The following is an 18,200-nucleotide window of genomic DNA, read 5'->3' as shown; positions in this document are numbered from 1 at the left end:
CTTCCCCTTAAGCCGCGTTGCTGCGCTGTTTATGCAGCGTGGAAAAGTACACGTCTTCCAAGTTAGCTGGGGCTGATTCAAAACCATCTGGAGGCGTGTCTGCCATTACGTGGACAACGGTTCTGCCAGCAAACAAACGCTTGGATATTACTGCCATGTTAGCTTCAATCTCTTTTGCTTCATCCATTGTCACTATTTTGCGCCAAATTTTACCTTCAAGATTATTTGTCACCTCAATCGGATTGCCTTGCAATAAGATTTCTCCAGCCCCTAATACCGCCATATCTGCGCATAATTCAGATACGTCATCGACGATATGAGTAGATAATATAATGACTTTGTCCTCCCCTAATGACACCAGCAAGTTGTGAAATCGATTGCGCTCCTCAGGATCTAAGCCCGCAGTCGGTTCATCTACAATTAATAAATCAGGGTTACCCAGCAAAGCTTGTGCAATACCAAACCGCTGGCGCATGCCACCTGAGAAGCCACTTACTGCATGCTTGCGATGCTGGAATAGGTTTACGTGCGCCAATAGGCCATTCACCGCCTCTTGTCGCTCTGCTTTGTTTGCAAGGCCCTTTAAAATAGCTAAGTGGTCCAGCAAGTCGTAAGCACTAATGCGAGGATAAACACCAAAGTCTTGCGGCAGATAACCTAGTCGCCGGCGCAACTCGTTGGGCTGTGACAAAACATCGATGCCATCAAAAGTAATTGTTCCCGCATCGGCCTGCTGCAGCGTTGCAATAGTTCTCATTAACGACGACTTACCTGCACCGTTGGGTCCGAGTAGCCCAAAAAGGCCATTTGGAATGGTGATGTTCACATCATTCAAAGCTTTCACGCCATTGTCGTAGGTTTTTGTGATACCTGAGATACTTAGCATCGTGCTGCCCTCTTGAACCGATTTAGTTTAGTATAAGTGATATGTAGGCCTCATTATTGCATTCTGTTGATATTAGTTGCTATCAGTTTGTTAGCTTGATTTACGAACACGCCTGTAAACGCAAGTATATTAGGCTGACGCGTGAAACTCTTTCGAGAACCAAATCCGCAAACTAGGAAAAAATAACGATAAAGCGTGAAAAATTTACGCAGTAACTCATTAATAATCTGTATTAATTAACATCAATCTTCAGCCTTGGAGCCAACCTAGCATGTCAGAAAGCTTTTTCAATCGTTCAAATAAGCTACGATGTATTATTTCATTAGGTCTTTTCTTTTTATTGACCAGCCCAAAAGCGATGGCCCAATATGTTGATTTAAATATTGAAATAAAGGGGGCGACTGAAAGTGCAAAGCAAAACGCTGATCTAACTGAAGAACAAAGAAAACAGGTGTTAGCTGAACTGAACGATGCTTCAATTCTACTCACAAAAGCGCAAGAACAAATTAATTTAGCGAATACGTATGAGAAGCTTGCAGCCTCTGCATCGCAAAAGGTGATTACGATAGAGCGGAACATTCAGCAACTGAGAGATAAATCCGTCAATATTGATACTCGTAGGCCATTCATCGAGCTAGAAAACCAACTTTTATTGGAAGAATCGCAGCAAACCAGAGAATTTGCGAACCTTACCCAAAAACAAGCAGAACAAACGAACTTAAGTTTACGGGCAAATGAAATAGCTCAGCAGCTAAGTTCACTTCGAATAGATAAAACAGAAATCACCGACGATTTAAATCAACAGGCAGTAAATGGCCTGAGCCTTTTAGCTATCAGCAAAGACCTAAAAAAACGGGCTAATGTCGCGAAGCTGTCCGAGACTATAAAAACGCTTGAACGTGAAGTGGCTACGATACCGGCTCGCCAATCATTAGTGAACGCAGAGTTAATCGAGTTAAGGGTAAAAAACGAATTTCAAGAAAAACGCATATCAGCACTGAGGTCGTTTTTGGCAGCCAGTCGCACAAGCAAAGTAGAGAAGATTGTTCAACAAAACAAACAAACGCTAGGAGCTTTGTTACAGCACCCAAAATTAACCAGCATTGCACAAGAAAATTTAGCGCTTGCAGAGCAATTGGAGCGTCTGCAAGCTAATTCATATAAGAGCGAAGAAAGCACCGATAAGTTGCAAGGCCAGCTGTTGGAAGTGCAACAATCCTCAGAAACCGTGGAGCGCGTGTTGGCAACAGGACGAGTCACCGATGAGTTGGGTGAACTATTGCGCAGACTGCGAGCAAGTATCCCCCGCGAAGCTGCTATTGAATTGCGTAAATCTGATATTGAAGAAGATGCAGTGCGACATCAACTCAACGTTATATTATGGCAGGAGAGGTTACGAGGTTTAGCGAATATTGCGGCTGCCGCACAAAATTTACTTTTTGAACAGAGTACTGAAAAGGCGTCGAAGACCACGATGCAGCAAAAAGATGCCAACGATTATTTCAGCCCGTTCCAACTTGAAGAAGCACAGGCTTTGACAATTGCCCGCCGTAATTTACTGCAAGAGTTGATTGAACTATCTAACTATCAATCTGACCGAATAATTGAAGAAAAATTGATAATCAATCAACTCCTATCTGCAAGCATTGGACTGCGGGAACTTTTAGAACGCCGTCTGATTTGGCTTCCCTCTAACTCTGGTAAGGCCGGTAATTTGGGCGTAAACCTTCGTGATAGCATGGACTGGCTATTTTCGCCAAAAGCATGGTGGGATTTACTTCAGGACTTTTACAAAGGCGCGCTTGCCGTCTCTGTTTTACCTCTAACTTTATTTGCATTTGCGATGTTGATCGTGCTCGGACGCTCTAAAATCAAACGAACCCTTTGGTCTTTAGTCGATGGTGTGGGAAAGGTACAAAAGGATACTTATCAGACTACCCCACTTGCACTGCTGTTAACCTTAGTTCTTGCATTGCCTTTGCCACTTTGCTTATTTGCTGTTGCTACAACAATTTATAAGGGTGCGGCACCTTTGAGCTTCGCGAATGCCATCGCAACAGGTCTAAGCTCTGTCTCTAGCATCAGTTTAGTGCTCCTCTTTTTCCGTTCAATGAGCCGCAAGGATGGTCTGTTTGAGAAGCATTTTGGCTGGAGTGATGTTTCACGCATTAAGTTGCGCAGCATGCTCACTTGGTTTGTTTGGCTTCAGTCACTTGCCGCCTTCTTATTTGCCAGCGCCATAGCAAGTGGTTTAACTGAGCTTCGGTACGGACTAGCAATTCTCGCGTTTATTATTGGTTCAATCGGTATCGCCGTTTTCAGTTACCAATTTTTTCAACCTAAAAACGGCGTCGCGACAAGTATAGTGGGTGAGACGCCAGTGAGTGTACTAACGATACTGGCATTCCCAATCGTTGTTGCAGCTCCCTTATTTATTGGCTTACTGCCACTCTTTGGATTTTTTGATACCGCCGTCGAGTTACAATCTAGACTGTTCTCTTCAGGTATCTTACTCGTCTTTGCATCTGTGGCATACGGGATCATGCTACGTATATTTTTAGTCGCTTTTCGTCGCTATATTGTTAAAAAAGAGCGTTTGGATGCTGCTGAAGCTGAAGCATTAGCGTTACAAAACCAAGAGCTTAGTGAATCAGGCGTTGAGTCAACAGCAAGTGAGCCCCCTGCTGAGGGTATTGATGAACAAGAAGTGATGCGCCAAGGCCGTTCAATCATGCTGTGGATAACGGCCCTGTTTTTCATCGCTGGCCTTTGGTTTATTTGGAAGTCACTTCTGCCCGCACTGGGTATTGTTGATGACATTGTGCTGTGGCAGGAAATAAAAATGGTTGACGGTGTCGAGTTGTCTAGCGGTGTTACCCTATGGGACATTATATTATCCTTAGGATTCGTTATCGGAGGCTTCGTTGCGGCTAAAAATATAAGAGGCGTGATGGAAATTGGCTTTTTTGAACGCTTTGAAATGGATGCCGGAGCTCGCTATGCAACGATAACGATTTTAGGATATGTGTTAGTAGGAGCCGGCATCGTGATTGGTTTTTCCCAATTGGGTATCGACTGGTCCAAGCTACAATGGATTATTGCAGCCTTGGGTGTTGGTTTAGGCTTTGGCCTGCAAGAAATTGTAGCTAACTTCGTATCAGGTTTAATTATACTATTCGAACGACCTATAAGAGTGGGCGATTTTGTCACCATTGGTAATTTGAGCGGCACCGTTAGCAATATTAAAATTCGCGCGACAACAGTAACCGATTTTGATAACCGTGAAGTGCTTCTGCCCAATAAATCTATTATCACTGAGAATGTGACTAATTGGACCTTGAAAGACTCTGTCACTCGTATCGTAGTTAAAATTGGCGTTGCCTATGGCTCTGATATTGATAAAGTGAAAGGCTTACTGATGCAGGTTGCTGAGGGCTTAGATGAGGTGTTGAAACAACCTGCACCACAAGTATTTTTCTTGGAGCATGGCGATAGTTCTTTGAACTTCGAAATCCGCGTTTTTGTGGTTCGTCCTGAAGATCGTTTGCCGCTTACCCACGCTATCAATACTGGCGTGAACAAAGCATTAGCAGAAAACAATATATCTATTCCGTTTCCTCAGCGAGATTTGCACATCGTATCTGGTCATCTGGGTAATACGACGGTTTGAGGATTAAACCGTCGTTAGTTTTATATTGCTTACTAGCTAGCGCGACAAACTCGCATACTCATCGTAGGTACCTTGGAAATAGTTTAGCTTTTCATCTTTTATCTCGATGATACTGGTCGCTAGTGTTGAAACGAACTCTCTGTCATGGCTGACGAAAATAAGGGTTCCATCAAAGTTTTTTAGCGCCTTATTCAAGGCTTCAATCGCTTCCATATCCATGTGGTTAGTTGGTTCGTCCATGATGAGTACGTTAATATCTAACATCATCAATTTACCAAACATGAGTCTATTTTTTTCACCACCTGAGCACACGTTTACTTTTTTGTTAACGTCATCTGATGTGAACAGCAAACGACCGAGTATTGCTCGAACCGCTAAGTCATCGTGCTTTGGTGTACGCCATTTTGACATCCAGTCAAACAAGGTAATGTCTGCAGAAAAATCTTCAGTTGTGTCCTGCGGACAATAGCCAATACTGGCGTTTTCAGACCACTTGATAACACCGCCATTTGCTTTCAACTCTTGCATTAAGCAACGTAAGAATGTGGTCTTCCCCGCGCCATTTTCGCCGATGACGGCTAATTTAGAGCCTGCTTCCAGCAATATTTCATTGCTTTTGAACAAGGTTTCGCCGTCAAAGCCGTGAGTCACATTGGTAAGTTCAAGCGCTAAACGATGCAGTTTCTTGTGCTGCTTATAAGTAATGTAGGGAGTTTGACGACTTGAGGCGACAACTTCGGTTAACTCTATCTTCTCTAATCTTTTAGCTCGCGATGTCGCTTGTTTCGCTTTCGACGCATTGGCAGAGAAACGTGCAACGAAACCTTGAAGTTCTTCAATCTCCGTCGACTTTTTGTCATTTTCACGATGTATTTGTTCTTGCGCTAGCGCAGCAGCAGCTTGATATGACTCGTAATTCCCTGGGTAAATACGTAATTCACCAAAATCGATATCCGCCATGTGCGTGCAAACCGAGTTTAAGAAATGACGATCGTGCGAAATAATAACCATGGTACATTTTCGCTGATTCAACACATCTTCCAACCACTTAATCGTGTATATATCTAGGTTGTTGGTTGGTTCATCCAACAATAAGATATCAGGGTCGGAAAATAATGCTTGAGCAATGAGGACTCTCAGTTTCAAACCTGGAGCAACTTCAGACATAAGGCCAAAGTGATATTCGGCATCAATGCCAGCTTCGACTAAAAGCTCAATCGCTCTGTTTTCTGCAGTGTAACCATCCATCTCTGCGAATTCAGATTCTAAGTCTGCGACCTTCATGCCGTCATCTTCAGACATTTCCGGCAATGCATAAATTCGGTCTCTTTCTTGTTTTACTTTCCACAGGTTGGCATCCCCCATGATAACAGCATCAACCACTGAAAACTTTTCAAAAGCGTACTGATCTTGGCTTAAGGTACCTAGCTTTTCACCAGGTGAAATTGAAACGTTACCTGAGGTTGGTTGGAGTTCCCCCGTCATGATTTTCATGAAAGTAGATTTGCCACAGCCGTTTGCGCCGATAAGTCCGTAACGGTTGCCGTTACCGAATTTGGCTGATATGTTTTCAAAAAGTGGCTTAGCGCCAAACTGCATAGTGATGTTAGCTGTAGTGATCAAAGAAATGTCCGAATTTATAGAATATTAAAAGTGACAAAAGACTGTCTAATGAGTGAGGCGAATTTACCTGACAATTTGCCTTACTTGGTGTTGTTGAAAATCGCGCGCATTATACACGATTATTGCCTCTGATTAAACCTTGAATGTTCTTTAAACAGCTTTCAATGCGGCATTTCCAAACTCATAAGCGCTATAAACTTGCTAAGCCTTAGTATATACTCGCCTTTTTGATTTTGTGACAGATAAACTATGATCCACAATGATGTACTACGCCGCTTACGATTCGCTTTAAAACTTAACGATGGTTCCGCAATCGATCTATTTAAGCTGGCCGGTTACGATATGGAAACCGAATATCTGCAGCGCATCATGAAAAAAGAAGAGGAGCCCGGCTTCATTTTATGTCGCGACAAAATTATCGCTTTATTTTTAGATGGCTTGATTATCAAAAGACGCGGCAAACAAGAAGGCGTCGAGCCGCAAGTTTTGAAGGGCGATGAGCGATTAAGCAACAACGATATATTGCGAAAAATCAGAATTGCGATGTCATATCGCGATGACGATATGATTGAAGTACTTAAGTACGCTAACTTTCGCTTAAGTAAAGGTGAGTTGTCTGCTTTGTTCCGCAAGCCCGATCATCGCAGCTACAAAGAATGTGGTGATCAGCTCCTCAGAAACTTTCTACAAGGCATGGTCAAGAAGTACCGCCCTGACGCAAAGAAATAGTCTTTCTTATTGATTCAACGGCTGCTGTTTGGGATTAACAGTTTGGCGTTGCTTTGATGGTATTTTATTGAGCCCGTTTTATGATAACGCGTCTCTTTGCAGACGCGTCTAATCATTACACTACTCATTTTTAGTCAAGTTTACTCACCGCTATACTGCTGTTCTCCAACGAACCAAGAAACAAGTACCCCTCAAATTCTATCGCAGTAGTAATGCTCTGATATCCCTTGGCTGACTGTAGATTTTGTATGACTTTCCCTTCGGGCGATACGCCTATAACAAAACCGTAGTGCGAACTTGGTTTTAATAGCACTTTTGGCAAACCGCCTACGATTCGGCGCAAAAATGTATTTTGTGCTAAGCCTTCAACTAAAGGATCGCGCAGCGTAATCAAAGAAATCCAAAAAATACCGTCTTTGAAGTACAAGTTGTCTGGCATTGCTGGTAACTGTTCGATAAAGATATCTCGAAGACCCGCTTTCTCGCCCTTCAACCACAAGCGATGAACTTTCGCCCTTCCCGTTTCGTTTATCAGCACAAACGCATCGTTAGGCCCAACAGAAACGCCATTCGCAAAGAACAAATTATCCATTCTTACTTGTGTTTCCTGAGTGGCGGGATTGTAGCTTAGTAAGCGCCCCGTTGAACTTGCTTCTAAAAAATCATAGATAAAATCATGAAATTCGAACTTAGCGGACGCATCGCTAAACCAAATAGTGCCATCACTAGCAATATCTAGGTGGTCAACAAACAGCAGCTTTTTACCCTCGTATTCATCCACCAACACTCGTATATTGCCCTGTTTATCGATGGATAAAACCCCTCTAGCTGCATCAGCAACAATTAAATTGCCAGCAGCATCAAAGCGTAAACCTAAGGGGCGCCCCTGCGTGTTAGCGAACTCTTCAAAAGCAATGTTGTCGATATCAGCGCCCTCTGCTTCATAGGCTGAGAGTATATCCGCTACCAACACTCTGACAATTCGACCGTCGTCATATCCGGTATACAAATACCCATCTTCAGCAATGACGATATCTTCAGGTCCTTTACCTAAGCCAGTCAGAAACTGCTGCTGAACAGCTATAGTGTCTCTTTCAAACAGACGATCATTTGACGCATAAACGCCTGTTAAACCTGCGTCGGGGTCAGGTGTCCATGCAACCGGCCTAACGGCCGATGTTGCCCACGCGATCACAATACCAATGCCGAGAATAATAAATAAGCATAAGATGATTTTTTTCATTTAATGTCATCCGCCATCGCATCTACGGCAGGAAATGGCTTCGCTTTATACTCTGGGATCGGCTGCGTTTTTATTTTTTCTTGTAAATACGCAATGGCTTTTTCTAACTGCGCATCGCCACCTTTATATGTGGCGTGAGGCAAATTATTCACTTCAATGTCAGGCGATATACCGCGCCCTTCTGTAATCCAACGGCCATCCATCGCAAATACAGGAAACTGAGCAACTCGCGCAATACCGCCATCAACCACCGAGTTTCCTCCACTTAGCCAAACACCAGCGCCGGCTGTTTGTTTACCGATAACCGTGCCTAAATCGAGAGCGCGAATGCCCGCAGTAAAGGTTTCTCCGTCGGAATACGTGAACTCATCGGCTAACACCACTAAATGACCTCGAAACGCCTGTTGCATATTGGTCGATGTTTCGCCATTAGGGTTTTGCCAAAATGACCATGCGCGCCTTAACAGTTTTTCGATAATAATACTGTCGATGTTACCGCCTCTATTGCGACGCACGTCAATAATCAGTCCGGGCTTATTATATTGCGCATAAAACTCTCTTGCGAATGTCGACAAATCGCTGCCTGTCATCGCGTACAAATGCAGGTAACCTATGTCGGCATCTCGCCCATTCACTTTGTTGGCATTCGTATAAACCCAATTACGATATCGGTAGCGTGCCTCATTGCGAATCGATTCAGGTTTCACGATGGTTTTGACTTGCTCGTCATCGCGCAGCAGGGTCAGGAGTACCTGCTTGTCCGTTTGATATTTTAATGCCTTAACAACATCAGCCACAGTCGCAACAGAAGTATTATTGATGGCTTTTATGATGTCCCCATTAAGCACATTAACGCCAGGTTTAGCTAATGGTGATGCTTCGTCAGGTAGCTCTGGGTCATGCATGTAAATGTGCGACACAATAACTCCCTCGCGAGTATCTGCTAGCGCAGCGCCCAAGGAAGATGATGAGGCAACCTTGTCATTTTCGACAATATCACCACCTCTTACTTGTGAATGCAGGGCATTTAATTCACCCATCATTTGTTTGAAAATATCGTTTAGTTCGCGTCTGTCAGTCAGTCTTTTCAGAAGAGGTTCGTACTTCGCTTTTGTAGCGAGCCAATCGACTCCGCGCATTTTTGCGTCAAACAAACCGTCTCGGTGCATGAGCCAAGCATCTTTAAACATTTGTCGCCATTCATTTTGTGGCTCAATTCTTATTTTCCAGCCTTGAGCTTGCACCATATTGTCTCTTGAATCACTTGGAAAAGTAGCGCCTGCTGACACGATGTACATCGAAGAAGCGGCTCCACGTCCTTTTTGAATAAGTATCGATTCGCCGTTATTGGAAAGTTGAAAGGCAGTTATTGCCGACGCAAACATGCGTAGAGACGGATTCGGTTTAATGCGAATTGAGTGAAGAGCAGGTCTTGAGTCGGGCTCTTTTACTTGGTCAACCACGTATAAGAAACGGGCATTAGCAGACAGTTGAGAGTAATTTCCAGCGGCAACGGGTACTTTCCAAAGTCGCTGTTGGATGCCTTGCCAAGTGATCTCAATCACGTCGTCTTCGTCGGCGTTTGACTTCTGATCTGGTGACTTTTTATCATCTGACTCATCACGTTCATCATCGTCACTGATTGGCGCATCTTCATCGCTTTTTTCATCAGCTTCATCAGTTGGTGTCGTTGACGAAGTCATACTTTCTTGAGGCTCAGCAAACGGAAATTTCGAATCCTTGTTGAGCGCAATCGCATAAATTTCTGCAGTACGGTCAAACGCTGCGCCCATATTTCTGTCGCCCCAAGGGCTATTTGGGTTGGCGTCAAAGTGACGGTTTGAGAGAAAGTATAACCATTTACCATCGCTGCTAAATGCAGGCGAATAAGATTCGTACTTCTGACTCGTCAGAGTTTCAGACTTTTGCTGTGACAAGGAGTGCAATTTCACTGACCTTCGTTCCTCACCCAGTTTGGTGTATGACAGCGCGATTGTATCGTTGTCTTTAAACCACTGGAAGCGACTAACGCCAGAAGCAATATCATCGAACAAAAGCCGATTTTCTCCTGAGTTAAGGTCTAAAATAAACAGTTCACCCTGTTTTGTATCGTGCGCCAGTTTACTGCCATCTGGTGACAGCCACATATTCAATCTTGCTGTTTTTGAATCACTTGTTAGCTGCTTAGGCTCAGTTTGATTATCTAACCAAAATTGCCAAATTTCACTCTCACCAGTGTCATCATTAAAAACAAAAACCGATTTACTGTCGGTATTCAGGACGGCATTTCGGCTTCGTGACGTAGGCTTTGTTTTGATTTCGACGAGTCGTTTACTGTCTACTCCCGCGACGGCGACTCTGCCGCGAGCGGTTAGCGCCACTTTATTCGCTTTTGGTGCCAGTGACACATCACTCAAGTACTCAAGTGGCTTTTCAATCCAGCGTTCGCGCAACTGTGGAAAGTCGGACGTGAGCGCAATACCGACTTTCTCATTCTTATTTTTGACTACATCTAAAATCATAATATCAGCGCCAAGCTGATATGCAATTTTGCCATTATGCATTGTGGCGCTGCGTACCCCCCAATCAACGTATTTGGTTACGGCTTCAGCATTTTTGCCATTCAACGACATACGCCATAGGTTATCAATGCCACTCTGGTTACTGATAAAGTAAACATTATTATCAAATAACATTGGGTTTTTTACAGAGCCCGTATGCGCTTCAGTCAGCTTTCTAGCCTCGTCGCCGTTGCTTAAATTAAACTTCCATAACTCGCCCGTTGCTCCACCTTTATAGTGATTAGCATTGTCCGTTGATATTTGTAGGCCGTGTTGCACGAAATAAATGGTGTTTGCAGCGTCATCAATAACACCTTCTACGGCATCTGACACTTCAATATTATTTACCGTTAGCGTGTCTGGATTTACGGTTTTAAGTACCCAACTGTTGGCCGGCCCGGTAATTGTGGTTGGTGTTGCATACAAAATATCACCACTTTGCGTCCATCCTCTTACCATTGCACGACTATTCTCAAAAGTAATTCGCTTTGGCGCTCCGCCTTTAACTGACGTCAAATAAACTTCAAGCGTACCTTCGTAATTGGCAGAAAACGCGACTTGTTGACCATCCGGTGAAATAAAGGGGGTCATCTCTTCCGCAGAATGCGTGGTTAATCGCACCGCTTCATTTGTGCTGGCGCCGCTTTGATTTTTCACTCGCCATAAGTCGCCTTCTGCAGCGAATACAACCGTGTTATCGTGAATGCTAGGGCTTCTAAAGTAGCCGACGTTAGAAGTATCGACGGTTGCCAACGCCTGAGATGATAAAACGCTAAGCCCAATTGACAAAAATATGAGCTTAGAAAGTAAATATTGAGAGTTTTGTTTCATGGTTTACCTTGCTTTTTTGCAGCAGAGGCAATATTCACCTCAAGCTATATTTAAAAATTGTATCGACAATCTTGCATTAAGGAGACAGGTGAAATGTGAGACGAGACTACCTATTTGGTTCACTCCTTTGACTATGCCGTCTAGCATAAATGGGTTGTGAGATAAGGTCCAATGAAAGTGTTAATTTTCACTTTGAAGGTCTAATACGCGCATCCGTTGCTGACGAATATTGTCTATTTCAGCGGTTCGCAAGGCCTCACTGATCTGTTTACCCTTGCAGCCGTTTGCAATTGCTTGTTTAACGACACCCTTAGCATCTAGTGTTTTTAGCGAGGCTAAATATGACTTTGCGATGTCAGCCTGCGGATAAGCATTGTTCACCATCGTAGGTCCGCGTCCCTGAGAGTCGCATAAACAGGCGTCGAGAAACTGTAAAAAACGCCCTTCATTTTTCAGCATATTCATACTTTCGATTAAGAAAGCGTGGAGTTTTTTTGGTGTCAACTCTCGTATCCTATGGCACCGAGTATGATTGTCACTTGTCAGCTTTGCGATATCAGCGAGTTTATTGGGTATTTTTAAACGCTGACAAAAATCCTCAATAACCTTAATCCCCATCTGTTCGTGACCAAGCAGCTTTTCATACTTTGCAAACGCAACCGGTTTGCCGAAATCATGCGTTAAAGCTGCAAATCTGGTCGCTAGATCAAACTTTAAATCGGCGGCGCGTTGCACGACTAACATAGTGTGAATAAATACGTCCCCCTCAGGATGATGAACAGCGGGTTGAGGCACGCCACGCATGCTTGCCAACTCTGGAAAAATATCAAAATCGACTAATGTTTCGAAGAACAAATTAGGAAAAGGCTCCATCAAGGCCCGCTCTGTTTCTTTCCAAACACGCTCTGCTACCAAATGATTTAATTCGCCTTTACTGTGCATATCCCTCATAAGTCGCTTTGTAGATTCATGAATTTGCCATTTCGGTCCTAATCGAGCGTAGAATCTAGCCACTCTCAGCACACGAACAGGATCTTCGGCGAAAGCTTCAGTGGTATGCTTTAATATTTTGTTTTCTAAATCTTGGCGGCCATTGTAAGGGTCAGTAATCAGCCCATTCTTATCCATTGCCATTGAATTAATCGTGAGATCTCGGCGCGCTAAATCATCCTCTAAGGTAATACGCTCACTCGCATCTGCGGCAAATCCGCGATATCCCTTACCGGTTTTTCGTTCAGTTCTGGCTAGTGCGTATTCTTCCTTTGTTTTCGGGTGAAGGAAGACAGGAAAGTCATCACCCACCGGCCGAAAGCCAAGCTCTTTCATTTTCTCAGGGCTTTCACCAACCACCACAAAATCTCGGTCTTCACTTTGAACTCCCATAAGCTTGTCGCGCACAGCTCCTCCAACAAGGTAGACTTGTTCAAGTTCTCGTGGTGCATCAAAAAGAAAAGTAGACATAAGGTTCGGCTGTTTCCTAGCAATAACAAATTCAAATAATGCAGCTATTTAGCGAAGCAATTAGTTTGCGAATGATATCAGGTTGTTAACCTGACACGCTATAGTCAGCTCGTTATTAGTTGCATTTGCAATAAGATGACGTTGTGCACTAAGATTCATAGAGGGCCGTGACTAGAAACGTACGCATTATTTTCTAAACCATCGTTACCAGCATTCAATAACAATAATAATAAAACAGGACATATCATGCATATATTCAAGCTACCTAGACCTTTTAAACTTGCTACGCTCAGTGCAGTTGCTGTGGTTGTTATCACTTCAATCGCTGGCTGTTCAAAACCGACAAGCGACACAGAAGCAAGTACAACGATACAATCACCGACTAGTGAGCAAGCGTCCTTAATTATAGATGAATCAAGACTCGACATATATTATCCGGTTAACTTAACAGCTGACCTATCTGCTTATTCAGTTGAACAACAAAAAATGCTGAGTTTATTGATTGATGCTTCTAAAATTATGGATGATTTATTTTGGAAGCAGGCTTTTGGGAAAGAAAAATCTTCTTTTCTAGCCGGCATCAGCGACCCTAAAATTAAAGCGTTTGCCGATATCAATTACGGTCCATGGGATAGATTAAACGGTGATACTGCATTTTTATCAGGCATAAAAGAGAAGTCAAAAGGCGCAGAGTTCTACCCAGCGGATATGAGCAAAGAAGAATTTGAAGCGGCAGATTTTGATGATAAAGAAGGCCTGTACTCCATTGTCGTGCGAGATGAAAGTGGAAAATTGAGTACGAAACAATATTCACAAGTATATAAAGCAGAGCTTACAGCCGCGGCTACTCTACTAGAACAAGCAGCCAAATTGGCAAAAGACCCCAGCTTTGCGAATTACTTGAACATGCGTGCCAAAGCGCTATTAACCGACGACTATCAGGCTTCCGACTTCGCTTGGATGGACATGAAGACTAATCCAATTGATATTGTTATTGGCCCCATCGAAGTTTATGAGGATCAGCTATACGGTTACAGAGCCGCATTCGAATCCTATGTGCTGTTAAAAGACTTATCGTGGAGTGAAAAACTAGCGAAGTACGCTGCTTATCTTCCTGAATTACAGAAGGGCTTGCCCGTTGCCGATGCTTACAAAGTACAAATGCCTGGAACTGATGCAGATTTGAATGCCTACGATGTTATTTACTATGCAGGTCATTCAAATGCTGGCAGCAAAACGATTGCTATAAATTTACCTAATGATGAAGAAGTCCAACTACAGAAAGGAACTCGCAGACTGCAGTTGAAAAACGCGATGCGTGCCAAGTTTGATCACATCATGCTGCCCATTGCGGAGCAACTCATTGTTGCACAGCAGCGCCAGCACATTACATTCGACGCATTCTTTGGAAATACAATGTTTCATGAAGTTGCTCACGGATTAGGTATTAAGAACCTGCTTAATGGTGAAGGTACTGTTCGCCAAGCGTTGAAAGAACACTCATCTGCATTAGAAGAGGGAAAAGCGGATATTTTGGGCCTGTATATGGTCCGTCAATTACTTGATAAAGGCGTGATAACGGAAGGTATATTGGAGGATTACTACGTCACCTTCATGGCCGGCATTTTTCGTTCAATTCGTTTCGGAGCTTCAAGCGCGCATGGTAAGGCAAATATGGTTCGCTTCAACTTCTTCAAACAAGAAGGTGCCTTTAAACGTAATGAGGAAGGTCTATATTTAGTCGACATTGAGAAAATGGGCAATGCGATAGACGCCCTTTCAAATAAGATACTCGTACTACAGGGCGATGGCGACTATGCGGGCGTTTCCGACTTGGTTAATAGCATGGGTCTAATTAAGCCTGATTTAGCTGCCGATTTGCAAAAATTAGCTGACGCACAGATCCCAGTCGACATTACTTTCAAGCAGGGAAAAGAAGTATTAGGTTTAAAATAAGCTGCAACAAAAAGCTAAATTTTATGCTTTAAATTGCTAACTTTTTATTAAGTTAAAAGAAACGCCAACTTTTTTGGCGTTTTTTTGTACCTTATTTTTCTGTTTATTAGTTTTTTTTATAACATTATAAAAAAGCCTATTTGTCACTTCATTTTTTCATATCTCAAAAAAAGAATCCTCTCTTATAAGCCGCACCATAAAAGGGCAAAGACATCTTAAACATATGTAAAAAAAACAGTTTTTTTTATTTCATCCGCCCTAATTTGTAACAAAATATTTATTTGTATTGTTTGTAATTTAAGCTTAAGCACGGTATACCTATACGGTCAGCGTATAATATATAACGACAACTAAGAAAAGTTGTACGGAAAAACGCTGTTTAAAAGATTGCGAATAATAAAAATAACAACACGCAACTTATCTGTTTGGAATTTTAACAATATTTGGGATAACACATGAAAAATAACCTCACACTATTAACAAGAAGTGTGCGTGTTGGTCTGGCAGTTAGTGCCGCAGCATCGCTTACTCTTGCTTTACCTGCTGTTGCACAAGAAGACGCTAAGAAGGCTGCAGCTGTTGAAAAAATCGCTGTTGTTGGTAGTCGTGCAGCACCACGTTCAATTGCTGATTCGCCGGTTCCTATCGATATTATCGGTGGCGACGAACTCGGCAAAGGCGGCAACACAGACATGCTAGAACTGTTGAAGGGCACTGTTCCTTCATTGAACGTTCATGCAAACCCGATAAGTGATGCAGCAACCCTAGTGCGTCCAGCTAACCTTCGTGGTTTATCAGCAGATAGTACACTTGTATTATTAAACGGTAAACGCCGTCACCGTTCATCAGTTATTGCCTTTTTAGGTGGTGGTATCAACGATGGTGCTCAAGGCCCTGATATCAGCGTTATTCCTAGTATTGCATTGAAGCAGGTTGAAGTGCTTCGTGACGGTGCAGCTGCACAGTACGGTTCTGATGCGATTGCAGGTGTAATGAACTTTGTCTTGAAAGACAGCGCGGAAGGTGGAACGTTAGCTCTTCGTCATGGTTCATATTACGAAGGTGATGGCGATACAACTCAATTATCAGGCAATGTTGGTCTACCATTCACGTCGGATGGTTTTGCTAACCTAAGCTTCCAGTATAAAAATGCAGATGCAACAAGTCGAAGCGTGCAGCGCGCTGATGCCACTGCGTTTGAAGCAGCAGGACTAGACGTTGCAAACCCAGCACAAATCTGGGGTTCTCCTGAAGTTAAGGATGACATTTCAATTTTTGGTAATGTTGGCCTTGATTTAGGTGACGATAAAGAATTCTACATGTTCGGTAACTACTCTGAACGTGATGTGCGTGGTGGTTTTTACTATCGTAACCCAACCACTCGCCCAGGCGTTTACGGTGGCATCGTGCGCAATGTTGACGGCACTGCTGGATATCGTCCAGGTGATGACGATCCAACAGGACAAGCTGCGTGGGATGCGGCTCCGTCAACTATTCTTGTTGGTTCATTAGATGGTTTGGGACAGCAGTTAAACTGCCCAGTGGTAGAGGTTGGTGCAAATGGTTTGCCTGACGCAACTGCTTTAGGCCAACTAGCTGGCGCAAACTGTTTTGCTCATAACTTGAATCTTCCAGGAGGTTTTACACCAAACTTTGGTGGGAACATTACTGATACATCATTGACCATCGGTACAAAAGGTGAGATCAAAGGTGGCGTTGCTGAAGGTTGGTTCTACGATGTCAGCGGTTCAGTGGGTCGCAGTGAGTCACAGTTCCAGATTTTTGATACTTTGAACTCTTCGTTAGGACCTGACACACCGCGTGATTTTTCTCCTGGTAAATACATTCAGTTAGAAAAAAGCTTTAACCTAGATATGGTTAAACAGTTTGACTTCGATTTATACAGCGAAGTGAATATTGCAGGTGGTTTTGAATGGCGCGAAGAGAGCTTCGAAGTTGTTGCTGGCGACGTTGCTTCGTTTGAAAATGGCCCACTATTTGACCAAGGCTTCAGCGTTGGCTCAAACGGTTTCCCAGGTTTCAAACCTTCTGACCAAGGCGTTTCAACTCGCCGTAACTATGCGCTATACGTGGATACAGAAGTACCATTCACAGAAGCATTCTTGATGGGTCTTGCGGTTCGTTTCGAAGATTACGATACATTCGGCACAACAACAAACTTCAAAGTTTCAGGTCAATACCATGTCACTGATGACTTGTCTTTGAGAAGTTCATATAGCACTGGTTTTAGAGCCCCTACTGTTGGTCAAGCTAACGTTAGTAACGTGCAAACGAACCTAAGCAGCGGCGTATTGGTTGACTCTGCGTTACTTCCTCCTACTAACCCAATTTCAGTTGAACTAGGCGGTACAGAACTAACGCCAGAAGAATCAAAAAGTTATACATTGGGTGCAGTATACACCTTGGGTGATGTTTTCATCACACTCGATTACTACAACATCCAAGTTGAAGACCGTATTAGCCAATCTGAAAAAATTAACCTAACTGACGACAACAAAGCAACGTTGAAGGCAGCAGGTGTTCCAAACGTAGATGGCTTGGCACAGGTGAGTTTCTTTACTAACGATTTCGATACGACAACAACGGGTATTGATTTAGTTGCTAACTACGCGACTGAGTTAATGGGCGGAAATTCTACCTTTAGTCTAGCGTACAACTGGAATGAGACTGAAGTTGACAGATTTAGTGCAATCACAGGTGACTTTAAAGTTAAACGTTTAGAAGAAGACCTTCCAAACCATCGTGCTACGGCAACATGGGCACAAAGCATGGACGACTTTTCTTTCTTTACACGCGTTAACTACTTTGGAGAGTATCAAGGTGTTCACGTCGATTTCGACGCAACTGCAATTACAGCAGATGCTGCGGTAACCGTAGACTTCGAGTTTAGTTATTTCTTAACTGAAGAATTTACGCTTACAGCCGGTGCACAAAACATCTTTGACCAGGATGCAGAACGCATTAACATACCAGACAGTGTTGGTATTCCAAACAATAACTGGGGCGGTATCTACTATGAAACTTCTCCATTTGGCATTAACGGTGGTTTCTACTACTTACAAGCATCTTATAGCTTCTAAGCAGTAATCGCTGTACGAAAGCCTTGTCCTAATCCGACAAGGCTTTTTTTTAGCTTGAGTTTTGCTTTATTAATGGTGTGCTGTATGGCACTTTTATCTATATGATTTTTGGTTTCGCAAATTTTTTACAAAATTAATA

The 18,200-nt window shown here is 43.2% G+C and carries 9 protein-coding genes; 4 read left to right on the top strand and 5 right to left on the bottom strand.

Going from position 1 to position 18,200, the window contains the following annotated elements; all coding sequences use genetic code 11:
* Positions 1 to 7 precede the first annotated feature (7 nt).
* The gene (locus tag GNIT_RS07160; protein ID WP_014108497.1) at positions 8 to 886 is read right to left on the bottom strand and encodes an ABC transporter ATP-binding protein; all 879 of its coding nucleotides are present in this window, start codon (positions 884 to 886) and stop codon (positions 8 to 10) included.
* 271 nt (positions 887 to 1,157) lie between these two features.
* Between GNIT_RS07160 and GNIT_RS07155 the strand changes: the two genes are divergently transcribed.
* Entirely contained in the window at positions 1,158 to 4,556 is a 3,399-nt protein-coding gene (locus GNIT_RS07155) for a mechanosensitive ion channel domain-containing protein (protein WP_014108496.1), read from the top strand.
* Between the two features lie 36 nt (positions 4,557 to 4,592).
* On the opposite strand, the gene GNIT_RS07150 is transcribed toward GNIT_RS07155, so the two are convergent.
* Entirely contained in the window at positions 4,593 to 6,179 is a 1,587-nt protein-coding gene (locus GNIT_RS07150; RefSeq protein WP_014108495.1) for an ABC-F family ATPase, read from the bottom strand.
* A 249-nt stretch (positions 6,180 to 6,428) separates the two neighbouring features.
* On the opposite strand from GNIT_RS07150, the gene GNIT_RS07145 reads away from it, so the two are divergent.
* On the top strand, positions 6,429 to 6,908 hold the full coding sequence (locus GNIT_RS07145) for a YehS family protein (RefSeq protein WP_041246340.1): 480 nt from the start codon (positions 6,429 to 6,431) through the stop codon (positions 6,906 to 6,908).
* A gap of 130 nt (positions 6,909 to 7,038) precedes the next feature.
* Here the strand turns inward: GNIT_RS07145 and GNIT_RS07140 are convergent, their stop codons facing one another.
* The 3 genes from GNIT_RS07140 to GNIT_RS07130 form a co-directional block, all read right to left on the bottom strand.
* On the bottom strand, positions 7,039 to 8,151 hold the full coding sequence (locus tag GNIT_RS07140) for an SMP-30/gluconolactonase/LRE family protein (RefSeq protein ID WP_014108493.1): 1,113 nt from the start codon (positions 8,149 to 8,151) through the stop codon (positions 7,039 to 7,041).
* Positions 8,148 to 11,543, bottom strand: a complete 3,396-nt coding sequence (locus GNIT_RS07135) for a S41 family peptidase (RefSeq protein ID WP_014108492.1) — start codon at positions 11,541 to 11,543, stop codon at positions 8,148 to 8,150. Before GNIT_RS07135 ends, GNIT_RS07140 begins: the two co-directional genes overlap by 4 nt.
* Positions 11,544 to 11,723: 180 nt before the next feature.
* A complete protein-coding gene (locus tag GNIT_RS07130; protein ID WP_014108491.1) occupies positions 11,724 to 13,004 on the bottom strand; it encodes a multifunctional CCA addition/repair protein in 1,281 nt (426 codons plus the stop codon).
* Between the two features lie 246 nt (positions 13,005 to 13,250).
* On the opposite strand from GNIT_RS07130, the gene GNIT_RS07125 reads away from it, so the two are divergent.
* Positions 13,251 to 14,960, top strand: coding sequence for a dipeptidyl-peptidase 3 family protein (locus tag GNIT_RS07125; RefSeq protein ID WP_014108490.1), 1,710 nt, complete (start codon positions 13,251 to 13,253; stop codon positions 14,958 to 14,960).
* A gap of 455 nt (positions 14,961 to 15,415) precedes the next feature.
* Positions 15,416 to 18,061, top strand: a complete 2,646-nt coding sequence (locus tag GNIT_RS07120; RefSeq protein WP_014108489.1) for a TonB-dependent receptor plug domain-containing protein — start codon at positions 15,416 to 15,418, stop codon at positions 18,059 to 18,061.
* Positions 18,062 to 18,200 lie beyond the last annotated feature (139 nt).

Origin of the sequence: Glaciecola nitratireducens FR1064, from assembly GCF_000226565.1 — a bacterium.
Taxonomy (GTDB): Bacteria; Pseudomonadota; Gammaproteobacteria; order Enterobacterales; family Alteromonadaceae; genus Glaciecola; species Glaciecola nitratireducens.
The sequence above is the reverse complement of the archived record's forward strand: the minus strand, read 5'-3'. Positions and strand labels throughout refer to the sequence as shown.

Bases quoted from the DNA above. Each gene is read 5' to 3' on its own strand.
- GNIT_RS07145 (WP_041246340.1), top strand. From the start codon at position 6,429: ATGATCCACAATGATGTACTACGCCGCTTACGATTCGCTTTAAAACTT.
- GNIT_RS07155 (WP_014108496.1), top strand. From the start codon at position 1,158: ATGTCAGAAAGCTTTTTCAATCGTTCAAATAAGCTACGATGTATTATT.
- GNIT_RS07130 (WP_014108491.1), bottom strand. From the start codon at position 13,004: ATGTCTACTTTTCTTTTTGATGCACCACGAGAACTTGAACAAGTCTAC.
- GNIT_RS07120 (WP_014108489.1), top strand. From the start codon at position 15,416: ATGAAAAATAACCTCACACTATTAACAAGAAGTGTGCGTGTTGGTCTG.
- GNIT_RS07125 (WP_014108490.1), top strand. From the start codon at position 13,251: ATGCATATATTCAAGCTACCTAGACCTTTTAAACTTGCTACGCTCAGT.
- GNIT_RS07160 (WP_014108497.1), bottom strand. From the start codon at position 886: ATGCTAAGTATCTCAGGTATCACAAAAACCTACGACAATGGCGTGAAA.
- GNIT_RS07140 (WP_014108493.1), bottom strand. From the start codon at position 8,151: ATGAAAAAAATCATCTTATGCTTATTTATTATTCTCGGCATTGGTATT.
- GNIT_RS07135 (WP_014108492.1), bottom strand. From the start codon at position 11,543: ATGAAACAAAACTCTCAATATTTACTTTCTAAGCTCATATTTTTGTCA.